This window comes from Pseudomonas sp. BT76 TE3572 (genome assembly GCF_050435365.1).
Lineage (GTDB): Bacteria > Pseudomonadota > Gammaproteobacteria > Pseudomonadales > Pseudomonadaceae > Aquipseudomonas > Aquipseudomonas fluorescens_W.
Genome location: NZ_JBNDKE010000001.1, coordinates 5,914,567 through 5,940,483 on the forward strand (window position 1 = coordinate 5,914,567; position 25,917 = coordinate 5,940,483).

Annotated in this window: 21 protein-coding genes; 8 read left to right on the top strand and 13 right to left on the bottom strand. The window is 59.2% G+C overall.

Features of this window, described 5'->3' with window-relative positions; translation table 11 throughout:
• Positions 1-51: 51 nt before the first annotated feature.
• Positions 52-1,233: a Na+/H+ antiporter NhaA gene (nhaA, locus tag ABH912_RS27015; RefSeq protein WP_429512058.1), complete on the bottom strand. Its 1,182-nt coding sequence runs from the start codon at positions 1,231-1,233 to the stop codon at positions 52-54.
• A gap of 239 nt (positions 1,234-1,472) precedes the next feature.
• On the opposite strand from nhaA, the gene ABH912_RS27020 reads away from it, so the two are divergent.
• A complete protein-coding gene (locus ABH912_RS27020) occupies positions 1,473-2,567 on the top strand; it encodes a PLP-dependent cysteine synthase family protein (RefSeq protein WP_429512060.1) in 1,095 nt (364 codons plus the stop codon).
• A gap of 117 nt (positions 2,568-2,684) precedes the next feature.
• Here ABH912_RS27020 and ABH912_RS27025 read toward each other — a convergent pair whose 3' ends face one another.
• From ABH912_RS27025 to ABH912_RS27035, 3 genes are all read right to left on the bottom strand, one after another.
• The gene (locus ABH912_RS27025; protein ID WP_429512062.1) at positions 2,685-4,298 is read right to left on the bottom strand and encodes an NAD(P)/FAD-dependent oxidoreductase; all 1,614 of its coding nucleotides are present in this window, start codon (positions 4,296-4,298) and stop codon (positions 2,685-2,687) included.
• Positions 4,299-4,393: 95 nt separating this feature from the next.
• Complete coding sequence (locus ABH912_RS27030) at positions 4,394-5,059, bottom strand: COG3650 family protein (RefSeq protein ID WP_429512063.1); 666 nt, start codon at positions 5,057-5,059, stop codon at positions 4,394-4,396.
• 59 nt (positions 5,060-5,118) lie between these two features.
• On the bottom strand, positions 5,119-5,718 hold the full coding sequence (locus ABH912_RS27035) for a short chain dehydrogenase (RefSeq protein WP_429512065.1): 600 nt from the start codon (positions 5,716-5,718) through the stop codon (positions 5,119-5,121).
• Between the two features lie 105 nt (positions 5,719-5,823).
• Between ABH912_RS27035 and ABH912_RS27040 the strand changes: the two genes are divergently transcribed.
• On the top strand, positions 5,824-6,738 hold the full coding sequence (locus ABH912_RS27040) for a LysR family transcriptional regulator (protein WP_429512067.1): 915 nt from the start codon (positions 5,824-5,826) through the stop codon (positions 6,736-6,738).
• Between the two features lie 173 nt (positions 6,739-6,911).
• On the opposite strand, the gene ABH912_RS27045 is transcribed toward ABH912_RS27040, so the two are convergent.
• The 5 genes from ABH912_RS27045 to ABH912_RS27065 all read right to left on the bottom strand — a co-directional run bounded on the left by ABH912_RS27045 (position 6,912) and on the right by ABH912_RS27065 (position 11,914).
• Positions 6,912-7,613 (bottom strand): ABC transporter ATP-binding protein, encoded by a 702-nt coding sequence (locus ABH912_RS27045; protein WP_008147292.1) that lies wholly within the window; start codon positions 7,611-7,613, stop codon positions 6,912-6,914.
• Complete coding sequence (gene livG, locus ABH912_RS27050; protein WP_033059026.1) at positions 7,614-8,381, bottom strand: high-affinity branched-chain amino acid ABC transporter ATP-binding protein LivG; 768 nt, start codon at positions 8,379-8,381, stop codon at positions 7,614-7,616.
• Positions 8,378-9,634 (bottom strand): high-affinity branched-chain amino acid ABC transporter permease LivM, encoded by a 1,257-nt coding sequence (locus tag ABH912_RS27055; RefSeq protein ID WP_033059027.1) that lies wholly within the window; start codon positions 9,632-9,634, stop codon positions 8,378-8,380. The genes livG and ABH912_RS27055 overlap by 4 nt, the downstream gene beginning before the upstream one ends.
• A complete protein-coding gene (gene livH, locus ABH912_RS27060) occupies positions 9,631-10,554 on the bottom strand; it encodes a high-affinity branched-chain amino acid ABC transporter permease LivH (RefSeq protein ID WP_033059029.1) in 924 nt (307 codons plus the stop codon). The genes ABH912_RS27055 and livH overlap by 4 nt, the downstream gene beginning before the upstream one ends.
• A 232-nt stretch (positions 10,555-10,786) precedes the next feature.
• Complete coding sequence (locus ABH912_RS27065) at positions 10,787-11,914, bottom strand: branched-chain amino acid ABC transporter substrate-binding protein (RefSeq protein ID WP_123366878.1); 1,128 nt, start codon at positions 11,912-11,914, stop codon at positions 10,787-10,789.
• Positions 11,915-12,252: 338 nt separating this feature from the next.
• Here ABH912_RS27065 and ABH912_RS27070 point away from each other — a divergent pair, with 338 nt between their 5' ends.
• Positions 12,253-12,558: a DUF2288 domain-containing protein gene (locus ABH912_RS27070; RefSeq protein ID WP_007906642.1), complete on the top strand. Its 306-nt coding sequence runs from the start codon at positions 12,253-12,255 to the stop codon at positions 12,556-12,558.
• Between the two features lie 319 nt (positions 12,559-12,877).
• Here ABH912_RS27070 and ABH912_RS27075 read toward each other — a convergent pair whose 3' ends face one another.
• Complete coding sequence (locus tag ABH912_RS27075; RefSeq protein WP_033059034.1) at positions 12,878-15,079, bottom strand: hypothetical protein; 2,202 nt, start codon at positions 15,077-15,079, stop codon at positions 12,878-12,880.
• Positions 15,080-15,276: 197 nt separating this feature from the next.
• Here ABH912_RS27075 and ABH912_RS27080 point away from each other — a divergent pair, with 197 nt between their 5' ends.
• The gene (locus ABH912_RS27080) at positions 15,277-16,173 is read left to right on the top strand and encodes an NAD(P)-dependent oxidoreductase (protein ID WP_082459161.1); all 897 of its coding nucleotides are present in this window, start codon (positions 15,277-15,279) and stop codon (positions 16,171-16,173) included.
• Here ABH912_RS27080 and ABH912_RS27085 read toward each other — a convergent pair.
• Complete coding sequence (locus tag ABH912_RS27085; RefSeq protein ID WP_429512070.1) at positions 16,064-18,346, bottom strand: putative bifunctional diguanylate cyclase/phosphodiesterase; 2,283 nt, start codon at positions 18,344-18,346, stop codon at positions 16,064-16,066. The genes ABH912_RS27080 and ABH912_RS27085 overlap by 110 nt on opposite strands.
• Before the next feature lie 288 nt (positions 18,347-18,634).
• Between ABH912_RS27085 and ABH912_RS27090 the strand changes: the two genes are divergently transcribed.
• Positions 18,635-19,984 (top strand): spinster family MFS transporter, encoded by a 1,350-nt coding sequence (locus ABH912_RS27090; protein WP_033059039.1) that lies wholly within the window; start codon positions 18,635-18,637, stop codon positions 19,982-19,984.
• A 122-nt stretch (positions 19,985-20,106) separates the two neighbouring features.
• On the opposite strand, the gene rapA is transcribed toward ABH912_RS27090, so the two are convergent.
• The gene (gene rapA / locus ABH912_RS27095; protein WP_429512073.1) at positions 20,107-22,953 is read right to left on the bottom strand and encodes an RNA polymerase-associated protein RapA; all 2,847 of its coding nucleotides are present in this window, start codon (positions 22,951-22,953) and stop codon (positions 20,107-20,109) included.
• A 218-nt stretch (positions 22,954-23,171) separates the two neighbouring features.
• Here rapA and ABH912_RS27100 point away from each other — a divergent pair, with 218 nt between their 5' ends.
• From ABH912_RS27100 to ccoM, 3 genes are all read left to right on the top strand, one after another.
• A complete protein-coding gene (locus ABH912_RS27100; RefSeq protein WP_033059043.1) occupies positions 23,172-23,513 on the top strand; it encodes a hypothetical protein in 342 nt (113 codons plus the stop codon).
• A 100-nt stretch (positions 23,514-23,613) separates the two neighbouring features.
• Entirely contained in the window at positions 23,614-23,775 is a 162-nt protein-coding gene (locus ABH912_RS27105; protein WP_095128014.1) for a hypothetical protein, read from the top strand.
• Between the two features lie 144 nt (positions 23,776-23,919).
• Positions 23,920-24,033: a cytochrome c oxidase subunit CcoM gene (gene ccoM, locus ABH912_RS27110; RefSeq protein WP_033059045.1), complete on the top strand. Its 114-nt coding sequence runs from the start codon at positions 23,920-23,922 to the stop codon at positions 24,031-24,033.
• Between the two features lie 263 nt (positions 24,034-24,296).
• On the opposite strand, the gene ABH912_RS27115 is transcribed toward ccoM, so the two are convergent.
• Positions 24,297-25,772, bottom strand: coding sequence for an inorganic phosphate transporter (locus tag ABH912_RS27115; RefSeq protein WP_033060956.1), 1,476 nt, complete (start codon positions 25,770-25,772; stop codon positions 24,297-24,299).
• Positions 25,773-25,917 lie beyond the last annotated feature (145 nt).

Genomic DNA, 25,917 nt, shown 5'->3' on the forward strand with positions numbered 1-25,917 from the left:
GCTGTAGGACGAGTCCTGAATGACTCTAAGAGTTGTCTCTGTTTATCAGGATTACAGCGCGGTGCTCTTGCGACTCGCCGCCGCCGTCACCGCATAACCAATCAATGCCGCCAATATCGACCCGGTCAAAATCCCCATCCGATCCATCCCGGCGTATTCACTGACACCCGGTTCAAACGCCAGGGAGCCGACAAACAGACTCATGGTGAAGCCGATGCCGCAGAGGATTGCCACGCCCAATACCTGGCCCCAGTTGGCGCCTTGGGGCAGGGCGGCGATGCCGATTTTCACCGCCAGCCAGGTCAGGCCGAAGACGCCGAGGGTCTTGCCCAGCAGCAGGCCGACCGCGATGCCCATCGGCACGTGGTGAGTGAAGCTTTCGACGGTCACGCCGCTCAGAGACAGACCCGCGTTGGCGAAGGCGAACAGCGGCAGGATGCCGTAGGCCACCCATGGATGCAGGGCGTGTTCGAGGGTCAGCAGCGGCGAAGGTTCGGCGTTTTTCGTGCGCAGTGGAATGCAGAAGGCCAGGGTCACACCGGCCAGTGTCGCGTGGACGCCGCTCTTGAGCACACAAACCCAAAGGATAAGGCCGATGATCATGTACGGCCCGAGCTTGACCACTCCGAGCCGGTTCATCGCGATCAGTGCCACGATGCACGTCGCGGCCAGGGTCAGCGAAAGGGTCGAGAGCGTACCCGAGTAGAAGATCGCAATGACGATGATTGCACCGAGGTCGTCAATAATCGCCAACGTCATCAGGAAAAGTTTCAGCGACACCGGTACCCGCTTACCCAGCAGAGCCAGTACGCCGAGGGCGAAGGCGATGTCGGTGGCCATCGGGATGGCCCAGCCACCCAGGGCTGCCGGGTCTTCGCGGTTCAGAAACCAGTAGATCAGCGCCGGCACCACCATGCCGCCAATCGCCGCTGCGCCGGGCAGGACGATTTGTGACGGTTTCGACAGCTGGCCGTCGAGGACTTCGCGCTTCACTTCCAGGCCGATCAGCAGGAAAAACAGGGCCATCAGGCCATCGTTGATCCACAGCAGCGCCGGTTTGGCGATTTGCAACGCGCCGACCTGCGCCACTACCGGAGTGTCCAGAAAACTGCTGTAAAGCCACGACAGCGGGGAATTGTTGATGATCAAAGCCAGGGCCGCAGCGGCGATCAATAACAGTCCGCTGGCAGCTTCCAACTGGAAGAAACGCGTGAAAGTGCTACGCAGAGGCAAGGTCGCTCTCCATCGATGAATTCAAAAGGTGGCACACCCTAACCCGTACCGTTAGTTGTTAAAACAAAAGTTATATTCTTTTTTGTTATATGCCGTTACAACGCGAACGCCCAGCAGGGACCTGAGCCTAGCAGTTGTCCGGCGTATTGAACCTCAGCTGTACCTGTGCGCGATGTAGGTTTTTTCCTAAGCTTGTTAGCTGAGCCTTGCAACAAGGCCGACTCAACGAGAAAACCACCATGAGCGACAACCGACAGTGGGCCCGCGAAGCCATCCGGATCATCGAAGCCGACTTCCAGCGCAGCGCCGACACCCACCTGATCCCCTTGCCGCTGCCGGGTTTTCCGGGCATCGAGTTGTATTTCAAGGATGAGTCCAGCCATCCCACCGGCAGCCTGAAGCACCGCTTGGCGCGTTCGCTGTTTCTGTATGCGCTGTGTAATGGCTGGCTCAAACCCGGTGCGCCGGTGATTGAAGCGTCCAGCGGTTCGACGGCGATTTCCGAAGCGTACTTCGCCAGTTTGCTGGGCTTGCCGTTCATTGCGGTGATGCCGGCGACCACCTCCAAAGAGAAGATTGCGCAGATCGCTTTCTACGGCGGCAAGAGTCATCTGGTCGACGATCCGACGCAGATCTACGCCGAATCCGAACGCCTGGCTCGCGAACACGATGGGCATTTCATCGACCAGTTCACCTATGCCGAGCGCGCTACCGACTGGCGGGCGAACAACAACATCGCCGAGTCGATTTTCCATCAGATGCGTTTCGAGAAACATCCCGAGCCGAGCTGGTTGATTTCCAGCCCCGGCACCGGCGGCACCACCGCGACGCTGGGCCGTTACGTGCGTTACCGCCAACATTGCACCCGCGTGCTCTGCGCCGATGCCGAGCGCTCGGTGTTCTTCGATTACTACCAGACCGGCGACGCCAGTCTGCGCCTGGATTGCGGTTCGCGAATTGAAGGCATTGGCCGGCCTCGGGTGGAAGCGTCGTTCCTGCCCAAAGTGATCGATGCGATGGTCAAGGTGCCGGACGCGTTGTCTCTGGCGGCCATGCATTACCTGGCGCAGCGTTTGGGACGTCGGGTCGGCGGGTCGAGCGGGACCAATCTGATCGGCGCCTTGATGGCGGCCCAGCAGATGGCGGCGGCGGGGGAGTCGGGGTCAATCGTGGCGATTCTGTGTGATGGCGGCGAGCGCTATGCCACCACCTATTACGATCAGGCTTGGCTCAAGGCCCAGGGGTATGAGTTGAGTGGTTTGATGGATGCCGTGGCGGCCAGTGTTGAGCGCGGTGAGCCGCTGCCCGCGACGGTACTACGCGCCAACATCTGACGCACCGAAGATCAAATGTGGGAGCGGGCTTGCTCGCGAATACGGTTTCACATTCAACAGAGATGTTGGCTGATTCACCGCTTTCGCGAGCAAGCCCGCTCCCACATTTAAATTGGGTCAGGCCTCGAGGCCGAGGATGTCGCGGGCCACCGCTTCAGCAATCCGAATCCCGTCGACACCCGCCGACAGAATCCCGCCCGCATAACCCGCGCCTTCACCCGCCGGGAACAAGCCTTTCACGTTCAGGCTCTGCATCGACTCGTTCCGGGTAATCCGTAACGGCGATGACGTACGCGTCTCGATCCCGGTCAACACCGCGTCGTGCAGCGAGTAACCGCGAATCTGCTTCTCGAATGCCGGCAAGGCTTCGCGAATGGCTTCGATGGCGAACGCCGGCAAGGCCAACGCCAAGTCACCCAAGGCAACCCCGGGTTTGTAGGACGGTTCTACGCTGCCCAACTCGGTGGACGGCTTGCCGGCAATGAAGTCGCCGACCAGTTGCGCCGGCGCTTCGTAGTTGCTGCCGCCCAGCACATAGGCGTGGGATTCCAGGCGTTCCTGCAACTCGATACCCGCCAGCGGGCCGCCCGGATAATCGACTTCCGGGGTGATCCCGACGACAATCCCGGAGTTGGCGTTGCGCTCGTTACGCGAGTACTGGCTCATGCCGTTGGTGACCACGCGGCCCGGCTCGGAGGTCGCCGCCACCACGGTGCCGCCCGGGCACATGCAGAAGCTGTAGACCGAACGTCCGTTGCTGGCGTGGTGCACCAGTTTGTAGTCCGCAGCCCCGAGTTTCGGGTGGCCGGCGTACTTGCCCAGACGCGCGCGGTCGATCAGCGACTGCGGGTGTTCGATGCGGAAACCCACCGAGAACGGCTTGGCTTCCATGAATACGCCACGGCCGTGGAGCATGCGGAAGGTGTCGCGGGCGCTGTGGCCGAGGGCCAGAATCACGTGTTTCGAATGGATCTGCTCGCCGCCATTGAGCTCGACGCCGACCAGTTGGCCGTCCTCGATCAACACGTCGGTCACGCGCTGCTGGAAGCGCACTTCGCCACCCAGTGCGCGAATCTGCTCACGCATGTTTTCCACAACGCCGGTCAGACGGAACGTACCGATGTGCGGTTTGCTAACGTAGAGAATTTCTTCCGGCGCGCCTGCTTTTACGAACTCGTGCAGGACTTTGCGACCGATAAACTTCGGGTCCTTGATCTGGCTGTAAAGCTTGCCGTCAGAGAACGTCCCCGCGCCACCTTCACCGAACTGCACGTTGGATTCCGGGTTAAGCACGCTTTTACGCCACAGCCCCCAAGTGTCCTTGGTGCGCTGACGCACTTCGGTGCCGCGCTCGAGGATGATCGGCTTGAAGCCCATTTGCGCGAGCAGCAGCCCGGCGAAAATCCCGCACGGGCCGAAACCCACGACGACAGGACGTTGCTCAAGATCAGCCGGCGCCTGGCCGACCACTTTGTAGCTGACATCCGGCGCCACGTTGACGTTACGGTCATCGGCGAACTTGTGCAGCACCGTCGCCTCATCGCGAACGTTGAGGTCGATGGTGTAGATGAAGCACAGTTCGGAGGACTTTTTGCGCGCATCGTAGCTGCGCTTGAACAAGGTGAAGTCGAGCAGGTCATCACTGGTGATGCCCAGGCGCTGCACGATGGCAGGGCGCAGGTCTTCTTCGGGATGGTCGATCGGCAGCTTGAGTTCGGTGATTCGTAACATGACAGGATCCGGTTCGCGGGGCGCACAACTGCGCCAAGGCGTTTGAAGCCCGCGATTATAAGCCTCAAAGAATGATTCCCGTGAGGCTAAAACGATCAGTCGTTACGTGATCCGCCGAAATACCCGCAGCCACGCTGAACCTGGCCGTCGACGCGCAGTTCGGCGCTCATGTGCTGGACACTGCCGGTGCTGCTGTCGACGCAACGTTGCGGTGCGACCCACAGTTCGATGCGCTGGTTATTGGCTTCGGTGCTGAGGTTGAAGCGGCCATCGCCCAGTTGCTCTTCAACGTAGGGCACGGCCAATGGCGGCTGACCGGCGCGCTCGATGACCATGCCTTTGCCGCTGACTTTCACGTTCCACTCAGGCCCATGGCCGGCGGCGCGCAGGATCAGCAATTTGAAATTCGGATCGTTGCACGCGGTGCCCGAGCGCTCGACGCGGTACAACTGCGCAAGATCGAGGCGGCTGTCGGCACCACTGGCTACGATACTGCCGCGCACGTCGGCAAACAGCTTGCCTTGGGCGTCGGCCAGGGTTGCGGCTTCTTGCAGGACGCTGGTGCCGCCGGTGTCGTTGACCACATAACTGCGCTGCTCATTGCACGGCTGGAACAACAACTTGCCGTCGGCCGCTGTCAGCTGGCCCTGCATACGGGTCTGGCCCACGTGGGAGGCATTTTCACGCGGGCCATCGAGCAACTGGCAAGCGGCGAACAACGGAAGCAGGGCAACAAGGACTAAGGAACGGGCAGCACGCATCTTTGAGTCTCCAGACAAGTGCCGCCACGTTACTCAGCCTGACCGTTCATCACAAGGGTTTAGCCCACGTGAAAGGTCTGACCTGTTTGCAGGCCTTCCACACTTTTGGCGTAGGCCAATGCCACATCCGCTGCCAGAACCGGTTTGTAACCACGGAAGTACGGCGCGTACTTGCCCATGGCTTCGACCAGTACGTTAGGGCTCACAGAATTGATGCGCAGACCGCGAGGCAGTTCGATCGCTGCGGCGCGGACGAAGCTGTCCAGAGCACCATTGACCAGCGCTGCCGAGGCGCCGCTGCGAATCGGGTCGTGGCTGAGCACGCCGGTGGTGAAGGTGAACGAGGCGCCATCATTGGCGAACTCGCGGCCGATCAGCAGCAGATTGACCTGGCCCATCAACTTGTCTTTCAGGCCCAGCGCGAAGCTTTCTTCGGTCATTTCACCGAGGGGGGCAAATGTCACGTTGCCGGCGGCGCAGACCAGTGCATCGAACCTGCCGGTTTGCTCGAACAGCTTGCGAATCGACGCGCTGTCGCTGATATCCACATGGAAATCACCGCTGTTGCGGCCGATGCGGATGATCTCGTGACGCTCGGACAGCTCCTTGTCGATCGCCGAACCAATGGTGCCGCCTGCGCCTATCAAAAGAATTTTCATCGTGCTGTTCCTCGAAGTGGTTAAACGAGGTTGAAGTCTAGAGTGGTTTTTTCTGTTTATAAGCGCGCTAATAGGCAACCTTTGGTTTTCAAATGGAAACAATCCATGAGCGAGATGGATGATCTGGCAGCGTTTGCGGTGTTGATCGAAGCGGGGAGTTTTACCCTGGCGGCGCAGCAATTGGGGTGCAGCAAGGGGCAGTTATCCAAGCGCATCAGCCAACTGGAATCGCGCTTTTCCGTGGTGCTGCTGCAACGCACCACCCGCCGTTTGAGCCTGACCGCTGCGGGTGCGGCGCTGTTGCCGCAAGCCCAGGCGCTCGTAGTCCAAGTCGAAAGGGCGCGTCAGGCATTGGCGCGGTTGAAGGACGACATGGCTGGACCCGTGCGTATGACGGTTCCAGTATCGCTGGGGGAAACCTTCTTCGATGGCTTGTTGCTGGAGTTTTCCGGCAAGTACCCCGAGGTGCAGATCGAGCTGGACCTGAGCAACAACTACCGTGATTTGTCCCGCGACGGGTTTGATCTGGCGGTTCGCTCCGAGGTGGGCAATGACGAGCGCCTGGTGGCCCGACCGCTATTAGCCTGGCACGAAATGACCTGCGCCAGCCCGGCTTACCTTGAGCAATACGGCGAACCGTTGACGCCTCAAGCACTCGCTGAACACCGCTGTCTGCTCAACAGTCACTACAGCGGTCGCGAAGAGTGGCTCTATCACCAGCAGCACGAGTTGTTGCGGGTACGGGTTTCGGGGCCGTTCGCCAGCAACCATTACAGCCTGCTGAAAAAAGCGGCCCTGGCCGGCGCCGGCATTGCGCGGTTGCCGTCCTACTTGCTGCAAGCGGAATTGGCTGACGGACGTTTGCGCTGGCTCCTGCGTGACTATCAGACCCGCCGCATGCCGATGTATCTGGTTCACCCGTATCAAGGTGGATTGCCGAAACGCACGCAGGTGCTGGCGGATTACTTGATTGGCTGGTTCAAGCGCAGCGGTGAAGCGTTGGATCGCCTCCAGCGATAGCTCGCGCCATCCCCACAATCCCCTGTAGGAGCTGTCGAGTGAAACGAGGCTGCGATCAAAAGATCGCAGCCTCGTTTCACTCGACAGCTCCTACAGGGATTTTCATTGGCATTTGAGTGTGTGGTTGGCATAAAAAAACGGCCCGAAGGCCGTTTTTTGTTTACCGCGAAGACTCAACCACCCAGGTACGCTTCACGCACTTTCGGGTCGGTCAGCAGCGCTTCCCCAGTGCCTGTCATCACCACCCGGCCGTTCTCCAGAACGTACGCACGGTCGGCAATTTTCAGCGCCTGGTTGGCGTTTTGCTCCACCAAAAACACCGTCACGCCATCCTTGCGCAGCTGTTCGATGATGTCGAAGATCTGCTGGATGATGATCGGTGCCAGGCCCAACGAAGGTTCGTCGAGCAGCAACAGCTTGGGTTTGCTCATCAGCGCACGGCCAATGGCGAGCATTTGCTGTTCGCCGCCGGACATGGTGCCGCCGCGTTGGGCAAAGCGTTCTTTCAGGCGTGGGAAAAGTCCGAGAACCTTGTCCATCTGTTCCTGATAATCGCCCTTGTCGGTGAAGAACCCGCCCATGGCGAGGTTTTCTTCCACGGTCAGGCGGGCAAACACCCGACGACCTTCCGGCACGACGGCGATGCTCTTGCGCATGATCTGCGAGGAGCTCTGGCCGACCAATTCCTCACCCATGTAGCGGATGCTGCCGCTGTGGGCTTGCGGCGAACCGCAGAGCGTCATCAGCAGGGTCGACTTGCCGGCACCGTTGGCGCCGATCAGGGTCACGATCTCGCCCTGGCGGACTTCGACGTTGACGCTGTGCAGGGCCTGGATCTTGCCGTAGAAGGTGGAAACGTTTTCGAATTGCAGCATTTACGCTTCCCCCAGGTAGGCTTTGATCACTTCGGGATTGTCGCGGATCTGTTCCGGCGTGCCGTTGGCCAGAGGCGTGCCCTGGTTGATCACGACGATGTGGTCGGAAATGCTCATGACCAGTTTCATGTCGTGTTCGATCAGCAGCACGGTGACGTTGTGCTCTTCACGCAGCATGCTGATCAGCGCCTTCAGGTCTTCGGTTTCCTTCGGGTTCAAGCCGGCGGCCGGTTCGTCGAGCATGAGGATCCGCGGGCGGGTCATCATGCAGCGAGCGATTTCCAGACGACGTTGCTGACCGTAGGCCAGGGTGCCGGCCGGACGGTTGGCGAAGGCCTTGAGGTTGACCTTGTCCAGCCAGTACTCGGCGAACTCCATGGCCTCGCGCTCGCTCTTGCGGAACGACGGGGTCTTGAACAGGCCTGCCAGGAAGTTGGTGTTCAGGTGACGGTGCTGGGCGATCAAGAGGTTCTCGACCGCGGTCATGTCCTTGAACAACCGCACGTTCTGGAAGGTGCGCACCACGCCTTTGAGGGCGATCTTGTGGCCGGGCAGGCCTTCGATCGGCTCGCCGTCCAACAGGATGCTGCCGCCACTCGGCTGGTAGAAGCCAGTCAGGCAGTTGAACACGGTGGTCTTGCCAGCGCCATTGGGGCCGATCAGTGCCACGACCTGTTTTTCCTTCACGCTCAGGGCTACGCCGTTGACCGCCAGCAAGCCGCCGAAGCGCATGCTCAGATTTTCGACTTTAAGGATCTCGCGGCTCATTTGCGCAGCTCCATGTGGGGGCGTTGCATAGGCAGCAGACCTTGAGGACGCCAGATCATCATCAGCACCATCAAGGCGCCGAACATCAACATGCGGTATTCACTGAACTCACGCATCATTTCCGGCAGCAGGATCATCACCGTGGCGGCGAGTACGACGCCCAGTTGGGAGCCCATGCCACCCAGCACCACGATGGCGAGGATGGTCGCCGACTCGATAAAGGTGAACGACTCCGGTGTCACCAGGCCCTGACGCGCGGCGAAGAAGCTGCCGGCGAAACCGGCGAAGCAGGCACCGAGGGTGAAGGCGGAGAGCTTGATCACGGTAGGATTGAGACCCAACGCACGGCAGGCGATTTCGTCTTCACGCAACGCTTCCCAGGCACGGCCCAGCGGCATGCGCAGCAAGCGGTTGATCACGAACAGCGCGAACAGGGCAAGGAACAAGGCGACCAGGTAAAGGAAGATCACCTTGTTGATCGAGTTGTATTCCAGGCCGAAGTACTCGTGGAAGGTCTGCAGGCCTTCAGCGGCTTTACGTTCGAAGGTCAGGCCGAAGAACGTCGGTTTCTCGATGTTGCTGATGCCGTTCGGACCACCCGTGAGGCCGGTCAGGTTACGCAGGAACAGACGGATGATTTCACCGAAGCCCAGCGTCACGATCGCCAGATAGTCACCGCGCAGACGCAGGACCGGGAAGCCGAGCAGGAAGCCGAAGGTGGCCGCCATCATCCCGGCGATTGGCAGGCAGATCCAGAAGCTCAGACCGTAGTAGTGCGACAGCAGCGCATAGCTGTAGGCGCCGACGGCATAGAAGCCGACGTAACCGAGGTCGAGCAGACCGGCCAGGCCGACCACGATGTTCAGGCCCAGGCCGAGCATCACGTAGATCAGCACCAGCGTGGCGATATCCACCGCACCGCGGGAGCCGAAGAACGGCCAGACCAGCGCGCCGATGATCAACGCGATGATGATCCAGCGCTGAGTGGTCGGCAGGGTCAGGAACGTACTGGCCTTGGCCGGCATCACCGGCAGGTTTGGCGAGGCTTTCCAGGCCGAACTGATCTGGTGGTCGAACAACACCCGCAGGAACATCAGCACCGAGCACACGGCGATGGTGATCAGCGTTGTAGTGCTGGTGCCATGGACTTCGAGGTTGATGCCGACAATGGTCAGTTTCAGACCGAGTACCGGGTAGGCAACGGCCCACACCAGCAAGGCGCTGAACAACGCCTGTTTAAGATTCCTAGTCATACTTTTTCAACCTCCGGACGGCCCAACAGGCCGGTTGGCCGGAACAACAACACCAGAACCAATAAGCCGAACGCCACGACGTCCTTGTACTGGTCGCCGAAGATATCGGCACCAAAGGCTTCCGCCACCCCAAGCACGATCCCGCCGAGCATGGCGCCGGGGATGCTGCCGATACCGCCCAATACCGCTGCGGTGAAGGCCTTGAGACCGACCAGGAAACCGGCGTTCGGGTTGATCACGCCGTACTGCATGCTCAGCAACACAGCCGCGATGGCTGCCAGTGCGGCACCGATGACGAAGGTCAGGGCGATGATGTTGTTGGTGTTGATGCCCAAGAGGTTGGCCATCTTGATGTCTTCGGCACAGGCACGGCAGGCGCGACCCAGGCGAGAGCGGGAGATGAACATCGTCAGGCCGAGCATGGCGACAAAGGTCACCACGAACACCACGATTTGCATGTAGGAAATCAGCACTTCTTGTGCGCCACCTGGCCCGATGGAGAAGTTACCGGGGATCAGGTTGGGGATGGATTTGTCCTTGGAGTCTTGCGCCAGCAGAACCGTGTTCTGCAGGAAGATCGACATACCGATGGCGGAAATCAGCGGGATCAGACGGTTGCTGCCGCGCAACGGGCGGTAGGCGATCCGTTCGATGCTGTAACCGTAGGCACTGGTCACGACAATGGTCGCGAGAAAAGCGGCGGTCATCAACAGCGGAACACTGTCGAGTCCCATCATGGACAGGCCCGCAATGGCGATGAACGCCACGTAGGAACCAATCATGTACACCTCGCCGTGGGCGAAGTTGATCATTCCAATGATGCCGTAAACCATCGTATAGCCGATGGCGATCAGGGCATACGTGCTGCCAATGGTCAGACCATTAACCAGCTGTTGGAAAAAGTGATAGATGTCAGGCATTACAGCGCTCCTAAAAACCTGATACGCATTTCACTGGTGGAGTCATTTTCCCGCTCGAGCCCCGTGGATCTGCATCCACTTCGAACGCGAGGTTTGCCAGCGAACCGCTGATGACGGTTTTGAGATTTTCAGGTGGGGAGACTGGCGGATCACGCCAGCGCGGCCCAATACGTTCGTAAAACAAAGCCCACGGCACGCCGTGGGCTTTGTTGGCAGTCAGTCAGGCAACGCCTTACTGAGGCTTGGCTTCAGTTTTAGGTTTGCCGAAGTGCCACTCGTAAACCACAAATTTGAAGTCTTTCAGGTCGCCCTTGGCGTCGAAGCTCAGGTCGCCAGTCGGGGTCTTGAAGGAACCTGCGTGGATGGCAGCAGCCACTTTGGCAGGGTCTTCGCTCTTGGCGGCAGTGATACCACCAGCGATGACCTCAACAGCCGAGTAGGCCGGGAACACGAACGGACCGCTTGGGTCTTCTTTCTTGGCTTTGAACGCATCAGCCAGGGCGATGTTGGCCGGATCCTGGTCGAAGGATTTCGGCAGGGTTACCAGCAGACCTTCGGAAGCGTCTTTGGCGATCTGCGAAATGGAGTCGTTACCCACGCCTTCCGGACCCATGAACTTGGCTTTCAGGCCTTTTTCCTGTGCTTGACGCAGGATCAGGCCCAGCTCTGGGTGGTAGCCGCCGTAGTAGACGAAGTCGACGTTGGCTTGCTTGAGCTTGGAGATCATCGAAGAGAAGTCTTTGTCGCCGGCGTTGATGCCTTCGAACACGGCAACCTTGACGTTTTTGCCTTCCAGGGTTTTCTTCACGGCGGTGGCGATGCCTTCACCGTATTGCTGTTTGTCGTGCAGAACAGCAACGATCTTCGGTTTTACGAAGTCGGCAATGTAGTTACCGGCGGCAGGGCCTTGGGCGCTGTCCAGACCGATAGTACGGAAGATCATTTTGTAACCGCGATTGGTGATGTCCGGGCTGGTGGCAGCCGGGGTGATCATGATCACGCCTTCGTCTTCGTAAATGTCCGAAGCCGGTTGAGTGGAGCTGGAGCACAGGTGGCCGACCACGAACTTGACGCCGTCGTTGACGACTTTGTTCGCGACCGCTACCGCTTGTTTTGGATCACAGGCGTCATCGTATTCAACGGCTTCGAGTTTCTTGCCGTCTACGCCGCCTTTGGCGTTGATCTGTTCGATGGCCATTTTGGCGCCACTGAACTGCATGTCGCCGTATTGGGCTACAGGGCCGGTTTTAGGGCCGGCGATGCCGATCTTGATGGTGTCAGCTGCGAACGAATGGCTGGCAACCCCGGCCAGAACCATAGCGGCAAACAGTTTGGAAATCTGCTTAGTAGCCTTAGTCATAGTGCTCCACTCTTACTGTTGTAGTTTTTATAGTCCTGGCGCCGTAGCAGCAGAACCGGGTCAGATATCTTCGATATCCTCCGGAAAATGCCCCCGGCAACTGTACCGGTACAGTGTAGAGCGCCAATTGTTAGCCTGGGAAGCTGGCGCCAGGGGGCAAAACCTGAGGGTGTCGCTTTATTGAAAGAAAAAGACAGAATGGCGGCGGGGGTTATAGCTGAAATATCAGCAATCCTTGGCTTTCCTGCTGTTTTCAATCGGTAACTCTATTCCATCCGGGTTTTTCTGCCAGACCACCAACGTTATGATTACGTCGATTTCTTTTCCGGACAGGACCCATGACTCAAGAACCTAGCACCCTCTATGCCAAGCTGCTTGGTGAAACCGCATCTATTACCTGGAAAGAGCTGGAGCCGTTCTTCGCCAGGGGTGCCCTATTGTGGGTCGATCCCGGTCTGGATTTGATTGCTGCAGCAGAGGCAGTCGCGACCGATGAAGGCGAGAAAGTGGCTGCCTGGCTGGCCGCCGACAAGGTCGCCAAGCTGTCTGAAACGCGAGCGCTGGATCTTTTTGAACGCGATCCGGAACTGTGGGCAGTGGTCGTTTCGCCGTGGATTCTGATCCAGGAAAGGGCGACGAGCTGAATGAGTGCACTCTATTGGTGCGAGCCTTTGTCGGGCAAAAGTGTGTAGCCGAGTAGCGTGATGGCATGTTGCCGTAGAGAAAGGCCACAGAAGGGTCTTGGCGAGGGTGACGTAAACGTAACGGGAACAGTTTATTGAGCAGCCTGAAGGCTGCTTAATTGTTTCTGAATGTTGGGATTGGTGTCGGATGTGAGACCGCTTTCGCGAGCAAGTCGAATCGTCGCACCGCCGCTCCCACATTTGACCGTATTTCTTCAGAAGGAATGCGATCAAATGTGGGAGCGGGCTTGCTCGCGAATGGTCGCGACGCGGTTTTGTGTCAGACCGAGAACGTCTTGCCGGTATGGTTATTCAGCGAAATAACCTTGGTCTTGCCAATGCGGTGACGATAAATCTCGCGCAAGTACTTGATCGACTTCTTCACGCAATCCCGGGACAGACGAATGTCATTGATCGAGACGAACTTGTCTTTGTCATTGATCAGCTCGCGGTACTTCTTCTCGTACATCGGTTTGATCGCGTACCAGTTGGTGTCGAGGATCTTCGCCGGGTTCTCGAACTCATTCAGCAGCTCGTCGATCCGGTCTTCGTCGAACTCTTCATTAATGATGAAGTCCAGGATCGAGTTATCCAGGGTTTCGTCAAAGCGGTACGGAGTTTTCGCGAAGCAACGCTTGATGAAGGCCACGATCAGCGTCAGGAAATCGTCCGACAGGCACGGGCTCTTGGCGATCAGGGTGGTCAGCGACAGGTTGGCCGAGGCACCGATGACCAGCGCGTAACGCTTGAGCGTGGTGTTCGGGAACAGGCTGTTGAGGTGAGTCTTTAACCGGTTCAAGTCCATGTAGGACAGTTTGTAGTCCTTCGGCAGCGAAACAATCGAGACCACCGACGAGCAGTTCTTGAAGAAGTGCAGGTCGTGCAACGCGGCCGCGTCATACCCCGAATTCTTGTACTGCTCCAGCGAGGCGCGATAGCGCTTGGATTCGATCGGCAGCAGGCTGATGCCTTCGATTGCCTGGGTCACTTTGTTGAAGTGCGGCAAGTCGATGGAGCGGAAGAACAGGTCGTCGATGTTCAGGCGCTGCGGTTCTTTCTCGAACACCTTGAACTTGTCGCTGCTCGGCGGCGGAGTTTCCGGCACCACGGACTCGGCGTAGGCAATCGCTACCGGACCGGCCAGGCTCATGAACAGGTCGTTGGCGTCCAGGCGAATGGTTTCGCCAATGTCGATGCCGGCGCGACGGAAATAGTTCTGGTCGTAGTCGGTGGTAACCGCCTGAGCCGTCAGAATGTTGAAGATCTGCTGTGAGATGTACTGGTTAGCGTGCTTTTCCATCGCGTTGACGTCGATGTTCTGAATGTTGCCGTCATCGCTTTCTTCGGCGTAACGCATGATGTCGTTGGAGATCAGCATCATGGCGTTCCATGGGCGGATACGGCCCATGACACTGGCTTCGCTGCTGTCTTCGTTGGCGAAGTTGTAGGAGAAGTCCCACTCTTCCGACAGGTATTTACACAGCAGGCGACCGGCGTTGATGTGCAGCGCCTCGGACATTTCGCTGCGATGATCGGAAATGTTCGGCAACACGCAGATGCCGCTGGTGAAGATCGGCTCGAAGACGAAGGAATGACCGCTCTTGCCGTCGTGCTCGTCCATCGGCTTGGTGTCGAACGTCTTGTTCATGTACGAGTGTTGCTGGGCCAGGCCGAACTCCGAGGCCATCCCCGAACCGGTACCGCCGCCAGCACTGAAGATCGAGAAATACAGGCGCGACTGGTTGGCCTTGATCCCGCAGCTGTCGATCAGGTACGAATGAATCATCTTCCAGTCAGGGCTGGAGAAACGCTGGGTGTCCTTGTTCAGGATGATCTTGGCCAGGTACTGACCGAGGATCGGCGCGTTACCGGCGCCACCGGCGTGGACTTCCGACAAGTCCATTATTTTCATTTTGCTGTAGTCGCGCAGGAAACCGCTTTTTTCGCCCTTGCGCGAGAAACGGATGCGGCCGGCGATGTCTTTGTCCAAGTCGCCGAGCATGACCAGCGGCTCTACCAGGAACACCGGTTTGGTGGCCTTGTTCGACCCCAGGCGCAGGTTGTTGCGAATCCACTGTGCCGGGCTGTAGCCCTTTTCGGCGAAGCGTTTTTCCGGCGACAGGCGATCTTCGTTATTGAATTCATTGAGGTAGAACTTGCGGGCGTTGTACACCAGCTCCGCAACGTCCAGCGCGATGTTCGAACCGCAGCGGCCCAGGCCGATCAGGCACACCGAGGGGAATTCCTGATCGCTGTGATGTTCGCTGTCGCCTTCCAGATGCGGTGGGCGCGGGAACACCATGTCACGCAGACCATCGAGGTTATCGAGGATGCGGTCGGTGTTGGTTTCGGTGAAGTACAGGTATTGCTGAGTCGACAACGGGCGCGATGGCGTCAATGGCTTCGACGGTGCGGGACTGTTTGCCGCGGGGCTCAACGTCAGATCGGATATCGCAGGGGCCGGATTATTTTTAGAAGTCATTGTGCGCCATGTACCTGGGCTGGTTGGTTGAGCGACACGATGTCGTCGAACCATCACGGATGGGATCTCGCGTCTTTTTTCAGCGCGTATTTGGCCCAAGCGTCAGGGCCTTGGCCTGAGCATTACTCGGGGGAATCCTTTCCTAAGTCATGATGAATCGGCCAATATTCGCCAATCTTTAATCAAAAGGAGGCCAGATGATGGCATCGTTACCTTCGCTCGGATTTGCCGGGGTCGGCCTGATGGGCTTGCCAATGTGCCGGCGCTTGCTGGCAGCGGGTTATCCGCTGACGGTGTGGAACCGCAATCCAGCCAAGTGCGCGCCGCTGGTCGAGGCCGGTGCACGACAGGTCGCCACGCCGGCTGAGCTGTGCCGGCACGCCGACGTGGTGATGCTGTGCCTGGCGGACACCTCGGTGGTTCGTGAGGTGGTGTTTGGCCCGGCCGGTGTTGCCGAGGGGGCGAAAAGCGGTCAGTTGCTGGTGGATTTTTCCAGCCTTGAACCCACCGCGACGCGGGACATGGCGACAGCGCTGGTCAGCCAAACCGGCATGAGCTGGCTGGATGCACCCGTGTCCGGCGGAGTGGTCGGCGCCGAGGCTGGCAGCCTGGCGATCATGGTGGGCGGTGAAGCGGCGGATCTTGAGCGCGTCAGGCCTGTGCTGTTGAGCCTCGGCCAGCGCGTGACCCACATGGGTGCCGTCGGAGCGGGCCAGGTGACCAAGGCCTGCAATCAGATGATCGTTGCCTGCAACGCGCTGGTGATTGCCGAAGTGGTGGCGCTGGCCGAGCGTTCCGGGGTGCAGGCCAGCCTGATCGCCGAGGCTCTGGCCGGCGGGTTTGCCGATTCAAAGCCGTTACAGATCCTTGCTCCGCAAATGGCCGAAAGCCGTTTTGAACCGGTGAAATGGCATGTGCGCACGCTGCTCAAAGACCTCGACACCGCGGTGAAGTTTTCCCGTGAGCAAGGCTCGGCGACGCCGATCAGTGGACTGGCCGCACAACTGATGCGCCTGCATGGGGGGCAGGGGTTTCTGGAAAAAGATCCGTCGACGCTAGTGCAGTTGTACCGCGAACCAGACTCAAAGGGCTGACAGCGTACGGGTGTTTGCGCTGGTTGATTTCGCTCAGCACGGGACGCAATTGCGCCAGCGGTACCGGACGACTGAGCAGGTAGCCCTGCACGAAGTCGCAGCCGTTACGCTCCAGAAACTCGTATTGCTCAAGGGTTTCGACGCCTTCGGTCACCACCTGCAAATGCAGCGTGTGGGCCATGACGATGATCGCTTGAACGATTTCCATGTCCTGGGTGGCCTTGGGAATGTCCTGGATGAACGAGCGGTCGATCTTCAGCGTGTTGAGTGGCAGCCGTTTGAGATAGGCCAGAGATGAATAACCGGTGCCGAAGTCATCAATCGACAGCGACACGCCGAGGGCGCGAATCTGGCGCAGCAACACCAGCGTATCGGCGATGTTGCCCATCAGCGCATTTTCGGTCACTTCCAGTTCCAGCCGCTGCGGCGCCACTCCGGAGACCCGCAGCGCGTGTTCGATTTCATCGGCTAAATCTTCGCGCGCCAGGTTCAGGGGCGAGCAGTTCACGGCGATGCGCAAGTCCTCGCAACCCTGACGCGACAATTCGCCCAGATCCTCACAGGCTTTGCGCAGGACCCAGTTGTCCAGTTCGGCGATCAGGCCATTGGCCTCGGCGATGGCAATGAACCGGTCCGGTGCCAGCAGTCCGTGAACCGGATGTTGCCAGCGTACCAGCGCTTCAAGTTTGCTGACCTGAGCGGTTTTCAGGTCGTAGATCGGTTGGTAATAGAGCATCAGTCCGGTGTTTTCGCGCAGGGCGTGGCGCAGTTCTTCTTCGAGCTGCAGTTCCAGCGTCGCGCGGGTTTTCAGGTCTTCGCTGAAGAAATTCAGGCCATTGCGCCCAGCGTCCTTGGACTGATACAGCGCAAGGTCAGCGTTTTTCAGCAACTCTTCACAGGTCTTGCCATCTTCCGGAAACAAGCTGATGCCGATACTGGTGGTCATGACCATGCGCCGCCCTGACAGCTCGATGGGCTCCTTCATTTTTGCCATGATGCGCTGGGCCATATGCCGCGCTTCATCACGATCATGCAGGCCGATGAGGATGCAAAACTCGTCGCCTCCGAAGCGCGCAACCACATCTTCGTGGCTGCGTACCGAACACTTTATGTGGGTGGCCAGGACTTTGAGCAATTCGTCGCCGGCATCATGGCCGAGGCTGTCGTTGATCCGCTTGAAATGGTCGATGTCCAGGAACAGCACCGCCAGCATGCCGCCTTCGTTGGTTTTCTCGATGAGCTTCTCGGCAAAAATCTGGTTGAAGCCACGACGGTTGATCAGGTTGGTCAGGGGGTCGTAGTGCGCCACCTGTTGTAACGACATCCTCGCCTGGTCCAGTTGACTGAGCAGGGCGTTGACCCGTTGCAGGTCGCGCTCCTTGTTTTGCAGCTTCTTGTCCGCCAGCGCCGCGCTGATGCTGCTGCCGATGATCAGTAGCGTCATGATCGCCACCGTCAGACCCAGTTGCAGATGGTTGTTTACGCCGGGCGACGGCTGGAGGCTGTCGGCGGGCAGCACCAGATTGAAGGCGGCCATGCCGGTGAAGTGCATGCTGATGATGCCTGCCCCGAGCACCAGACTGGCGCTGTATTTGAGCAGTTGATGGAACAGACCGGTGCCGTCGCGCAGATGACTTGATATCAGCAGGGCTGCAAGGCAGGCACCGATGGCGATCACGATGGAGAGGGCGAATAGCGTGGGTTGGTAATAGGCCATCGCACTCGAACGCATGGCGCTCATGCCCACGTAATGCATGGTGGCGATGCCCAGGCCAATGCAGATCGACGCCTGGAGATATTGCCAAAAACTCAGGCGGGGATGACTGAGCGTATGCATGGCCAGCCATGAGGCGAGCAGGGCGATCAACAGAGAAAGGAGCGTGATGGGTAATTCATATTGAATGTCGATCGGCGCCTGAAACGCGAGCATGCCAATGAAGTGCATGGCCCATATCCCGCCCGCCAGGCAACTGGCACCGACCCAGCGCCAGAGCCGCTGCGAGGCGGGTTTTTCCACGTGACCGACCCGTTCGGCCATGTCCAATGTGGCAAAGCTGCCGACACAGGCGACCAGATAAGCCAGCAGTACCAGAAAAGGGTCATGTGTGCTGTTGAGTATTACCTGGCCGTTCGCCGTCAGCTCGGTAATGAAATGCAAACCAAGCCACTCCATAGCATGCCCCGTTGTCATCCTGGCTGTCGCCATGAACGCTGGCGAATGCTTTGGAGTATAGAAGGCGTGTTTAGAGTGCAAACCATAGTGGCAAATTGGCGCTAACCATTTTGGAATGAGCGTTAGAGCGTTTGGAAATAAATGGTGTATCAGCTGCGACATCTTCCATGGGGGGGTATCAGCTTTACAAATAGTGACAGACAGCTCTGGCGGGCCTGACTAGATTGCAGGTTCCGGGCTCGGATGCGTTGGCAGTGAAGCCCCAATAACAATAAAAGAGACGGACCCATGCAGAACTCGACCCAAGCGGCGAATGCCTGGCGCATTCTGTTCCTGCTGTTCCTGGCCAACCTGTTCAACTTCTTCGATCGCACCATTCCGGCCATCATCATCGAACCGATCCGCATGGAATGGCACCTCAGCGACTTTCAGCTGGGGATCATCGGTACCGCATTCACCCTCGTTTATGCCATTGCCGGCCTGCCTCTGGGGCGGATGGCCGATACCGGTTCACGCAGCAAATTGATGGGCTGGGGCCTGGCGGCGTGGAGCGGGCTGACAGCCGTCAACGGACTGGTGGGGAGTTTCTGGGCTTTCCTGATCGTGCGCATGGGCATCGGCATCGGTGAAGCCAGTTACGCACCGGCCGCCAACTCGCTGATCGGCGACCTGTTCCCGGCCCACCGCCGGGCGCGGGCGATGGGTATCTTCATGCTGGGGCTGCCATTGGGGCTGCTGCTGGCGTTCTTCACTATCGGCGCGATGGTCAAGGCCTTCGACAGTTGGCGCGCGCCGTTCTTTATCGCGGCAGTGCCGGGGCTGATCCTGGCGATCTTCATGTTCTACATCAAAGAACCGAAACGCGGCGCCGCCGAGAGTGTGCAAGTCTCGCAGGAGCGCGTAGACCGGCCGATCCGTCGAGTGCTGGCGGTGCCGACTTTCCTGTGGCTGGTGATGGCGGGGCTGTGCTTCAACTTCGCGACCTATGCCTGCAACTCGTTTCTGGTGCCGATGCTGCAGCGCTATTTCCTGATGCCGTTGCAGGAAGCGGCGGTGGCAACCGGGGTGATTGTTGGCGTGACCGGGTTGTTCGGCCTGACACTGGGCGGTTGGGTGGCTGACAAGATTCATCAGCGGGTGGCCAATGGGCGACTGCTGTTTGCCGCGTTCAGCTTGATCATCTCGACCGTGTGCACGGCTTGGGCGCTGCATTCCGGGCGGATCGAGATCGGGGTATTTGTGGCGGTGTTCAGTGTGGGCTGGTTGTTTGCCTACAACTTCTACACCTGCGTTTACACCGCCATTCAGGACGTAGTCGAGCCGCGCTTGCGGGCTACGGCCATGGCGCTGTTCTTTGCCGGGTTGTATTTGTTGGGTGGTGGTTTGGGACCGGTGGTGGTGGGCGCATTGTCCGACCACTTTGCGCATACGGCGATGCTCACGGCCGGTGCTGAACAGATGACCGAGGCGTTCAAGGCTGTCGGCTTGCATGACGCGATGTATTTGATCCCGGTAGCGCTGTTTTTCACCATGGTGTTTCTGTTCCTGGCTTCGCGGTGTTTTGTGCGCGATGCCAAGCGGATGAAGGAAGGGTTAGTGGCGGTGGTTGAGCCACAAATTCCGGCGGTCACTGCGTAAGAGGAGCGAGCACGAAACTTGTGGCGAGGGAGCAAGCTCCCTCGCCACATTGGTTCAGCGTCAAACCATAAAAAAGGCCCGCATCGCTGCGGGCCTTTTGTTTTAGCAGTGGAGCAGGGGAGTTAACCCGCCACCAACACCCGAATCGCTTCCAGTCGCAGCGCAGCCTTATCGAGCATGGCCAGGCCTTGCTCGCGCTGATTGCGCAAGGCAACCAGTTCGCTGTCACGCACGGTCGGGTTGACCGCTTGCAACGCGGTCAGGCGCGCCAGTTCTTCATCGGTATCAGCCGCGAGGCGACGTTGCGCCTCAGCCACGCGTTCGGCGTGACGCGGGAAGATCTTCTCTTCGCCAGCGTTGATCCGTGGCGTCAGCTGATCGCGCTGGGCCTGGATGAACTTGTTGGCGCTGGCACGCGGTACGCTTTCCAGCTGATCGTTAAGGGTTTCGAACGACACACGGGCCGACAGGTCGTTGCCATTGGCATCGAGCAGGCAGCGCAGGGCGGCCGGTGGCAGGTAACGGCCCAGTTGCAGCGAGCGCGGGGCAACCACTTCGCTGACGTAAAGCAGTTCCAGCAACACGGTGCCAGGTTTCAGCGCCTTGTTCTTGATCAGCGCCACGGCGGTGTTGCCCATGGAACCGGACAAGACCAGGTCCATGCCGCCTTGCACCATCGGGTGTTCCCAGGTGATGAACTGCATGTCTTCGCGAGACAGCGCCTGGTTGCGGTCGTAAGTGATGGTCACGCCTTCGTCGTCGCCCAGCGGGAAGCTGGCGTCGAGCATTTTTTCGCTCGGCTTGAGGATCAGCGCGTTTTCCGAGTGGTCTTCGCTGTCGATGCCGAACGCGTCGAACAGGGTTTCCATGTAGATCGGCAGGGCGAATTGATCGTCTTGTTCGAGGATGTCCTCGACCAGCGCATCACCTTCGCCAGCGCCGCCGGAGTTGAGCTCCAGCAAACGGTCACGGCCAGTGTGCAGCTCGGCTTCAAGACGTTCACGCTCGGCGCGGGCTTCGTCGATCAGTGCTTGCCACTCGCCGTCGTCGGCATTTTCCAGCAGCGGCAGCAGGCGCGGGCCGAACTGATGCTGCAAGGCGTTGCCGGTCGGGCAGGTGTTGAGGAACGCGTTCAGCGCTTCGTGGTACCACTGGAACAGACGCTCTTGCGGGCTGGTTTCCAGGTACGGCACGTGCAGTTCGATGATGTGCTTCTGGCCGATCCGGTCCAGACGACCGATACGCTGCTCCAGCAGGTCCGGGTGCGAGGGCAGATCGAACAGCACCAGGTGGTGCGAGAACTGGAAGTTACGACCTTCACTGCCGATTTCCGAGCAGATCAGCACTTGCGCGCCAAATTCTTCGTCGGCGAAGTAGGCGGCGGCGCGGTCACGCTCGAGGATGTTCATGCCTTCGTGGAAGACCGTGGCCGGAATGCCGGAACGCACGCGCAGGGCGTCTTCCAGGTCCATGGCGGTTTCAGCGTGGGCGCAGATCACCAGCACTTTGGTGCGCTTGAGCATCTTCAGCTGATCGATCAGCCACTCGACGCGCGGGTCGAATTTCCACCAGCGTTCTTCTTCGTTGGCGTCCGGCTGGGCCTGGAAGCTGACTTCCGGGTACAGCTCGGCGTGATCACCCAACGGCAGTTCGAGGTATTCGTCGGGGCATGGCAGCGGGTACGGATGCAGCTTGCGCTCCGGGAAACCCGCCACGGCGGCGCGGGTGTTGCGGAACAGCACGCGGCCGGTGCCGTGGCGGTCAAGCAGTTCGCGGACCAGGCGGGCGCTGGCTTCGGTGTCGCCATCGTTGACCGCCGTCAGCAAGGCTTCGCCTTCGTTGCCGAGGAAACCATGAATGGTCTTGTGTGCTTCAGGCGACAGGCGCCCTTTGTCCAGCAGCTCCTGAACGGCTTCGGCCACCGGGCGATAGTTTTCGCTCTCGGCGCGGAAGGCGTGCAGGTCATGGAAACGGTTCGGATCGAGCAGGCGCAGGCGCGCGAAGTGGCTGTCCTGACCCAGTTGTTCCGGGGTCGCGGTCAGCAGCAGGACGCCGGGAATGACTTCGGCCAGTTGCTCGACCAGCGAATACTCAGGGCTGGCCTTGTCTTCATGCCACACCAGGTGGTGCGCTTCGTCGACGACCATCAGGTCCCAACCGGCGGCGAACAGCGCGTCCTGGGCCTTCTCGTCTTCCACCAGCCACTCGAGTGCAACCAGCGCGAGCTGGGTGTCTTCGAACGGGTTGGCGGCATCGCTTTCGATGAAGCGTTCTTCGTCGAACAGCGCAACTTGCAGGTTGAAGCGGCGGCGCATCTCGACCAGCCACTGGTGCTGCAGGTTCTCCGGAACCAGGATCAGCACGCGGTTGGCGCGGCCCGAGAGCAGTTGGCGATGGATCACCAAACCGGCTTCGATGGTTTTACCCAGGCCCACTTCGTCTGCCAGCAAAACCCGCGGCGCAATGCGGTCGGCGACTTCACGGGCGATGTGCAGCTGGTGCGCGATCGGTTGCGCACGCACGCCACCGAGGCCCCAAAGCGCGGACTGCAATTGGCGGCTGGTGTGTTCCAGGGTGTTGTAGCGCAGGGAGAACCAGGCCAGCGGGTCGATCTGCCCGGCGAACAAACGATCGCTGGCCAGGCGGAACTGAATGAAGTTCGACAGTTGGGTTTCCGGCAGGGTAACCACTTCGTTATGCCCGTTGAGGCCGTGGTAAACCAGCAGGCCGTCGACGTCGTCGACTTCTTGTACGGTCAGTTTCCAGCCTTCGAAGTGAGTGATCGAGTCACCCGGCGAAAACCGCACGCGGGTAAGGGGCGCATTCCGTAGCGCGTACTGGCGAGTCTCGCCAGTGGCCGGGTAGAGCACGGTCAACAAGCGGCCGTCCTGTGCCAGAACGGTGCCTAAACCCAGCTCGGCTTCGCTGTCACTGATCCAGCGTTGCCCCGGTTGATACTGCTGCGCCATGCTGCCTGACTCCCACCTTGAAAAAGCGGGCTATCTTAACGGAATGAGGGCTTCAGGGCCAAAGGACTCTCATAAAAACTCGCAGTCTTACGTTAGTCCAACGATGCAGCGCATGCAGGTCGGGGCACCTATTCGTGCCAAACGGGTCACAGTTTGCGACCGATGGCTCAAGTCGCCATCCCCGCAGCCGACAGCCTGCTGACAGGAGACTAATAATTATGCTGCCACCGATGCTCCCCTTGAGTGCCGTGCCAATCACCTCACAGCAGGATCCGATTCGCCAGCGGCCGGATATTCCGCCCGTGGTACCGGTGCAGGAAAGCTCCAACGAAAATACCATCGACCTGCAACAGCGCGATCCGGAAGAGGCGGCGTTTCAGCTGCGCGAGGAACAGCGCCGCAAGCAGGAACAGCAAAGACGCCGCCGCGAAGCCAATGAGGATCCTGAAGCACACCTGGCGATTCCCGGTAACCAGCTTAACGCCGACAATACCGTGCCAGTGGCGCCGTTGATGGAAGATCAGCCACGGCAGGGTTTGTGGGTCGATATCCAGATTTAAAGTCACGGCTGGTCAGCGCCGCCCTCAGACCGCATTATTGGTACATCCTTGCCAGCAGACACGGCAACTGAACTTCATTCCAAGCGATGCACTGAGCACCATGAGCCAAGACGACAAGCTGATCGACCTCAACGCCGAACGCGCCAAGCGAGTTCATGACCTTAATGAAAAGCGCCTGAACGAAGTACGCCAGGCGTTCGAGCACGCCATGCCGTTGGGTAAAGCGAAGAAAAAGCCGAAGAACAAACCGAAAAAGCGTTGAAACACCCTGCATCGGTTGATGCAGGTCAGTTATTTCCCCTCCTTTACGCCCAGTCTCGGGCGACATTGATCCCGGTCAATTCTTTCTCCTGCCTGATTGGTTAACTTAGCCCCATCGCAACAAGGCAAGTGCAGGAGGCCAATCATGTTTTTCGATAACGTGGTGATCGCCGGAGTGCTGACAGTTAGCCTCATGGTTCTGTTTTTTGCAGGGTTTGGATTTTTTATCTGGAAGGATTCGCAAAAGCGCAAACCGTAGATCTTTCTGGAAGCAATGAGCACGCAAGGCATTTTGGGCAACTTCGGTTGCCCTTTTTTTTGCCCACGAATTTCTATCGAGGTACACAGTCAACTGTGGGAGCGGGCTTGCCCGCGATAGCGGTATGTCTGTTACATCGATGTCGGATCTGCCGCCGTCATCGCGGGCAAGCCCGCTCCCACAGGGATAGGTGGTGTGGCGAAGTTTTCAGCAATAAAAAAGGCGCGAACCTCACGGAACGCGCCTTTTTTAGCAGCGGTATATCAGCTGCCCAGTGCCTTCGATGCCAGCCAGAACAGGCCGGCCGACAGGGCCACTGTGGCTGGCAGGGTCAGGACCCAGGCCAGCAGGATGGTTTTGACGGTGCCACCTTGCAGGCCGCTTTTATTGGCGACCATGGTCCCGGCCACGCCCGAGGACAGGACGTGGGTGGTGGACACCGGCAGGCTGAAGATGTTGGCCATGCCGATCAGGCTCGCGGTGGTGATCTGTGCCGACATGCCTTGGGAGTAAGTCATGCCCTGCTTGCCGATCTTCTCGCCGATGGTCAGGACCACACGCTTCCAGCCCACCATGGTACCCAGGCCGAGGGCCAGGGCGACCGCCAGAATCACCCAGAACGGGGCGTATTCGGTGGTGGTGGTCAGGTCTTTGCGCAGCTTGTCCAGGTCAGCCTTTTCACGGGGAGCCAGGCCAGGCAGCTTGCTGACTTTCTTCGCCGTGTCGTCCAGGCAGAGCAGGTAGCGACGCACTTCGATGCGGCTTTCCGACGGCAGCGAGTGGTAGTCCGCTACACCTTTAAGGGTGCCGAGCAGGGCGGTGATGGTCGGTTCGGTCTGTTGCGGGTTGCAACGGAATTTCTCCGGCAGGTCACCTTCCACGCTTTTGCCCAGGGCCAGGAATTCACCCAGCGTATCGGCATTGCGCTTGTAGAACTGGCTCAGGTGCAGGGTCGCGTCGCGAGTCCGTTCGATCTGGTAGGTCGTGCTGCCCAGGTCGAGTACGAACTGCGCCGGAACGATACCGATCAGCACCAGCATGATCAGGCCGATACCTTTCTGGCCATCGTTGGAACCGTGCACGAAGCTCACGGCCATGGCGGAGATGACCAGCACCAGGCGGTTCCAGAACGGCGGGTGTTTCTTGTCGTCGATCTTGCGGCGCTGTTCCGGCGTCTTGTGCATCTTCGACAGTGGACGCCACCATTTAAGGCCGATCAATATCAGCGCTGCGAGCAGGAAGCCCGCCATCGGCGAGAACACCAGGGAGGCACCGATATCGATCGCCTTCTGCCAGTTCACGCCATCGGCCAACGGAATGTCGTTGATCAGGGCGTTGGCCAGGCCGACACCGAGGATCGAACCGATCAGCGTGTGGGAGCTGGAAGCCGGGATACCGAAGTACCAGGTGCCCAGGTTCCAGGTGATGGCGGCGGCGAGCAGCGAGAACACCATGGCCAGTCCGTGACCGGTGTTCACATTGATCAGCAGCTCTACCGGCAGCAGGTGGACGATGGCATACGCCACGCCGACACCGCCCAGCAGAACGCCGAGAAAGTTGAACACACCGGAAAAGAACACCGCCAGATGAGGCGGCATGGCTTTGGTGTAGATAACAGTAGCCACCGCGTTAGCGGTGTCATGAAAGCCGTTGATGAACTCGAAGGCGAGGACAAAGGCCAGGGCGAGCAAGAGGCTCACAAGCACCCAAGCATCTAGTCCGCTGAATAAATCGATCATGAAGGTTTTCTGACCCGGTCGTAAGGGGGCGCGATTATGCCAGAAAAGACTGCTAATCGATGCACTAGGTGCTCATCGGTAACATTCTTCAACGAATTAATTTGTCGCAGCAGCCCAAGCCCCGGGTTTTTACCGGGTTTTGCAA

What these genes read in the sequence shown, in the direction of transcription:
- ABH912_RS27075 (WP_033059034.1), bottom strand. Translation starts at nt 15,079, where the DNA reads ATGACTTCTAAAAATAATCCGGCCCCTGCGATATCCGATCTGACGTTG.
- rapA (WP_429512073.1), bottom strand. Translation starts at nt 22,953, where the DNA reads ATGGCGCAGCAGTATCAACCGGGGCAACGCTGGATCAGTGACAGCGAA.
- ccoM (WP_033059045.1), top strand. Translation starts at nt 23,920, where the DNA reads ATGTTTTTCGATAACGTGGTGATCGCCGGAGTGCTGACAGTTAGCCTC.
- ABH912_RS27045 (WP_008147292.1), bottom strand. Translation starts at nt 7,613, where the DNA reads ATGCTGCAATTCGAAAACGTTTCCACCTTCTACGGCAAGATCCAGGCC.
- livH (WP_033059029.1), bottom strand. Translation starts at nt 10,554, where the DNA reads ATGCCTGACATCTATCACTTTTTCCAACAGCTGGTTAATGGTCTGACC.
- ABH912_RS27065 (WP_123366878.1), bottom strand. Translation starts at nt 11,914, where the DNA reads ATGACTAAGGCTACTAAGCAGATTTCCAAACTGTTTGCCGCTATGGTT.
- livG (WP_033059026.1), bottom strand. Translation starts at nt 8,381, where the DNA reads ATGAGCCGCGAGATCCTTAAAGTCGAAAATCTGAGCATGCGCTTCGGC.
- ABH912_RS27085 (WP_429512070.1), bottom strand. Translation starts at nt 18,346, where the DNA reads ATGGAGTGGCTTGGTTTGCATTTCATTACCGAGCTGACGGCGAACGGC.
- ABH912_RS27040 (WP_429512067.1), top strand. Translation starts at nt 5,824, where the DNA reads ATGAGCGAGATGGATGATCTGGCAGCGTTTGCGGTGTTGATCGAAGCG.
- ABH912_RS27030 (WP_429512063.1), bottom strand. Translation starts at nt 5,059, where the DNA reads ATGCGTGCTGCCCGTTCCTTAGTCCTTGTTGCCCTGCTTCCGTTGTTC.
- ABH912_RS27055 (WP_033059027.1), bottom strand. Translation starts at nt 9,634, where the DNA reads ATGACTAGGAATCTTAAACAGGCGTTGTTCAGCGCCTTGCTGGTGTGG.
- ABH912_RS27115 (WP_033060956.1), bottom strand. Translation starts at nt 25,772, where the DNA reads ATGATCGATTTATTCAGCGGACTAGATGCTTGGGTGCTTGTGAGCCTC.
- ABH912_RS27100 (WP_033059043.1), top strand. Translation starts at nt 23,172, where the DNA reads ATGCTGCCACCGATGCTCCCCTTGAGTGCCGTGCCAATCACCTCACAG.
- ABH912_RS27025 (WP_429512062.1), bottom strand. Translation starts at nt 4,298, where the DNA reads ATGTTACGAATCACCGAACTCAAGCTGCCGATCGACCATCCCGAAGAA.
- ABH912_RS27105 (WP_095128014.1), top strand. Translation starts at nt 23,614, where the DNA reads ATGAGCCAAGACGACAAGCTGATCGACCTCAACGCCGAACGCGCCAAG.
- ABH912_RS27090 (WP_033059039.1), top strand. Translation starts at nt 18,635, where the DNA reads ATGCAGAACTCGACCCAAGCGGCGAATGCCTGGCGCATTCTGTTCCTG.
- ABH912_RS27070 (WP_007906642.1), top strand. Translation starts at nt 12,253, where the DNA reads ATGACTCAAGAACCTAGCACCCTCTATGCCAAGCTGCTTGGTGAAACC.
- ABH912_RS27020 (WP_429512060.1), top strand. Translation starts at nt 1,473, where the DNA reads ATGAGCGACAACCGACAGTGGGCCCGCGAAGCCATCCGGATCATCGAA.
- ABH912_RS27035 (WP_429512065.1), bottom strand. Translation starts at nt 5,718, where the DNA reads ATGAAAATTCTTTTGATAGGCGCAGGCGGCACCATTGGTTCGGCGATC.
- ABH912_RS27080 (WP_082459161.1), top strand. Translation starts at nt 15,277, where the DNA reads ATGATGGCATCGTTACCTTCGCTCGGATTTGCCGGGGTCGGCCTGATG.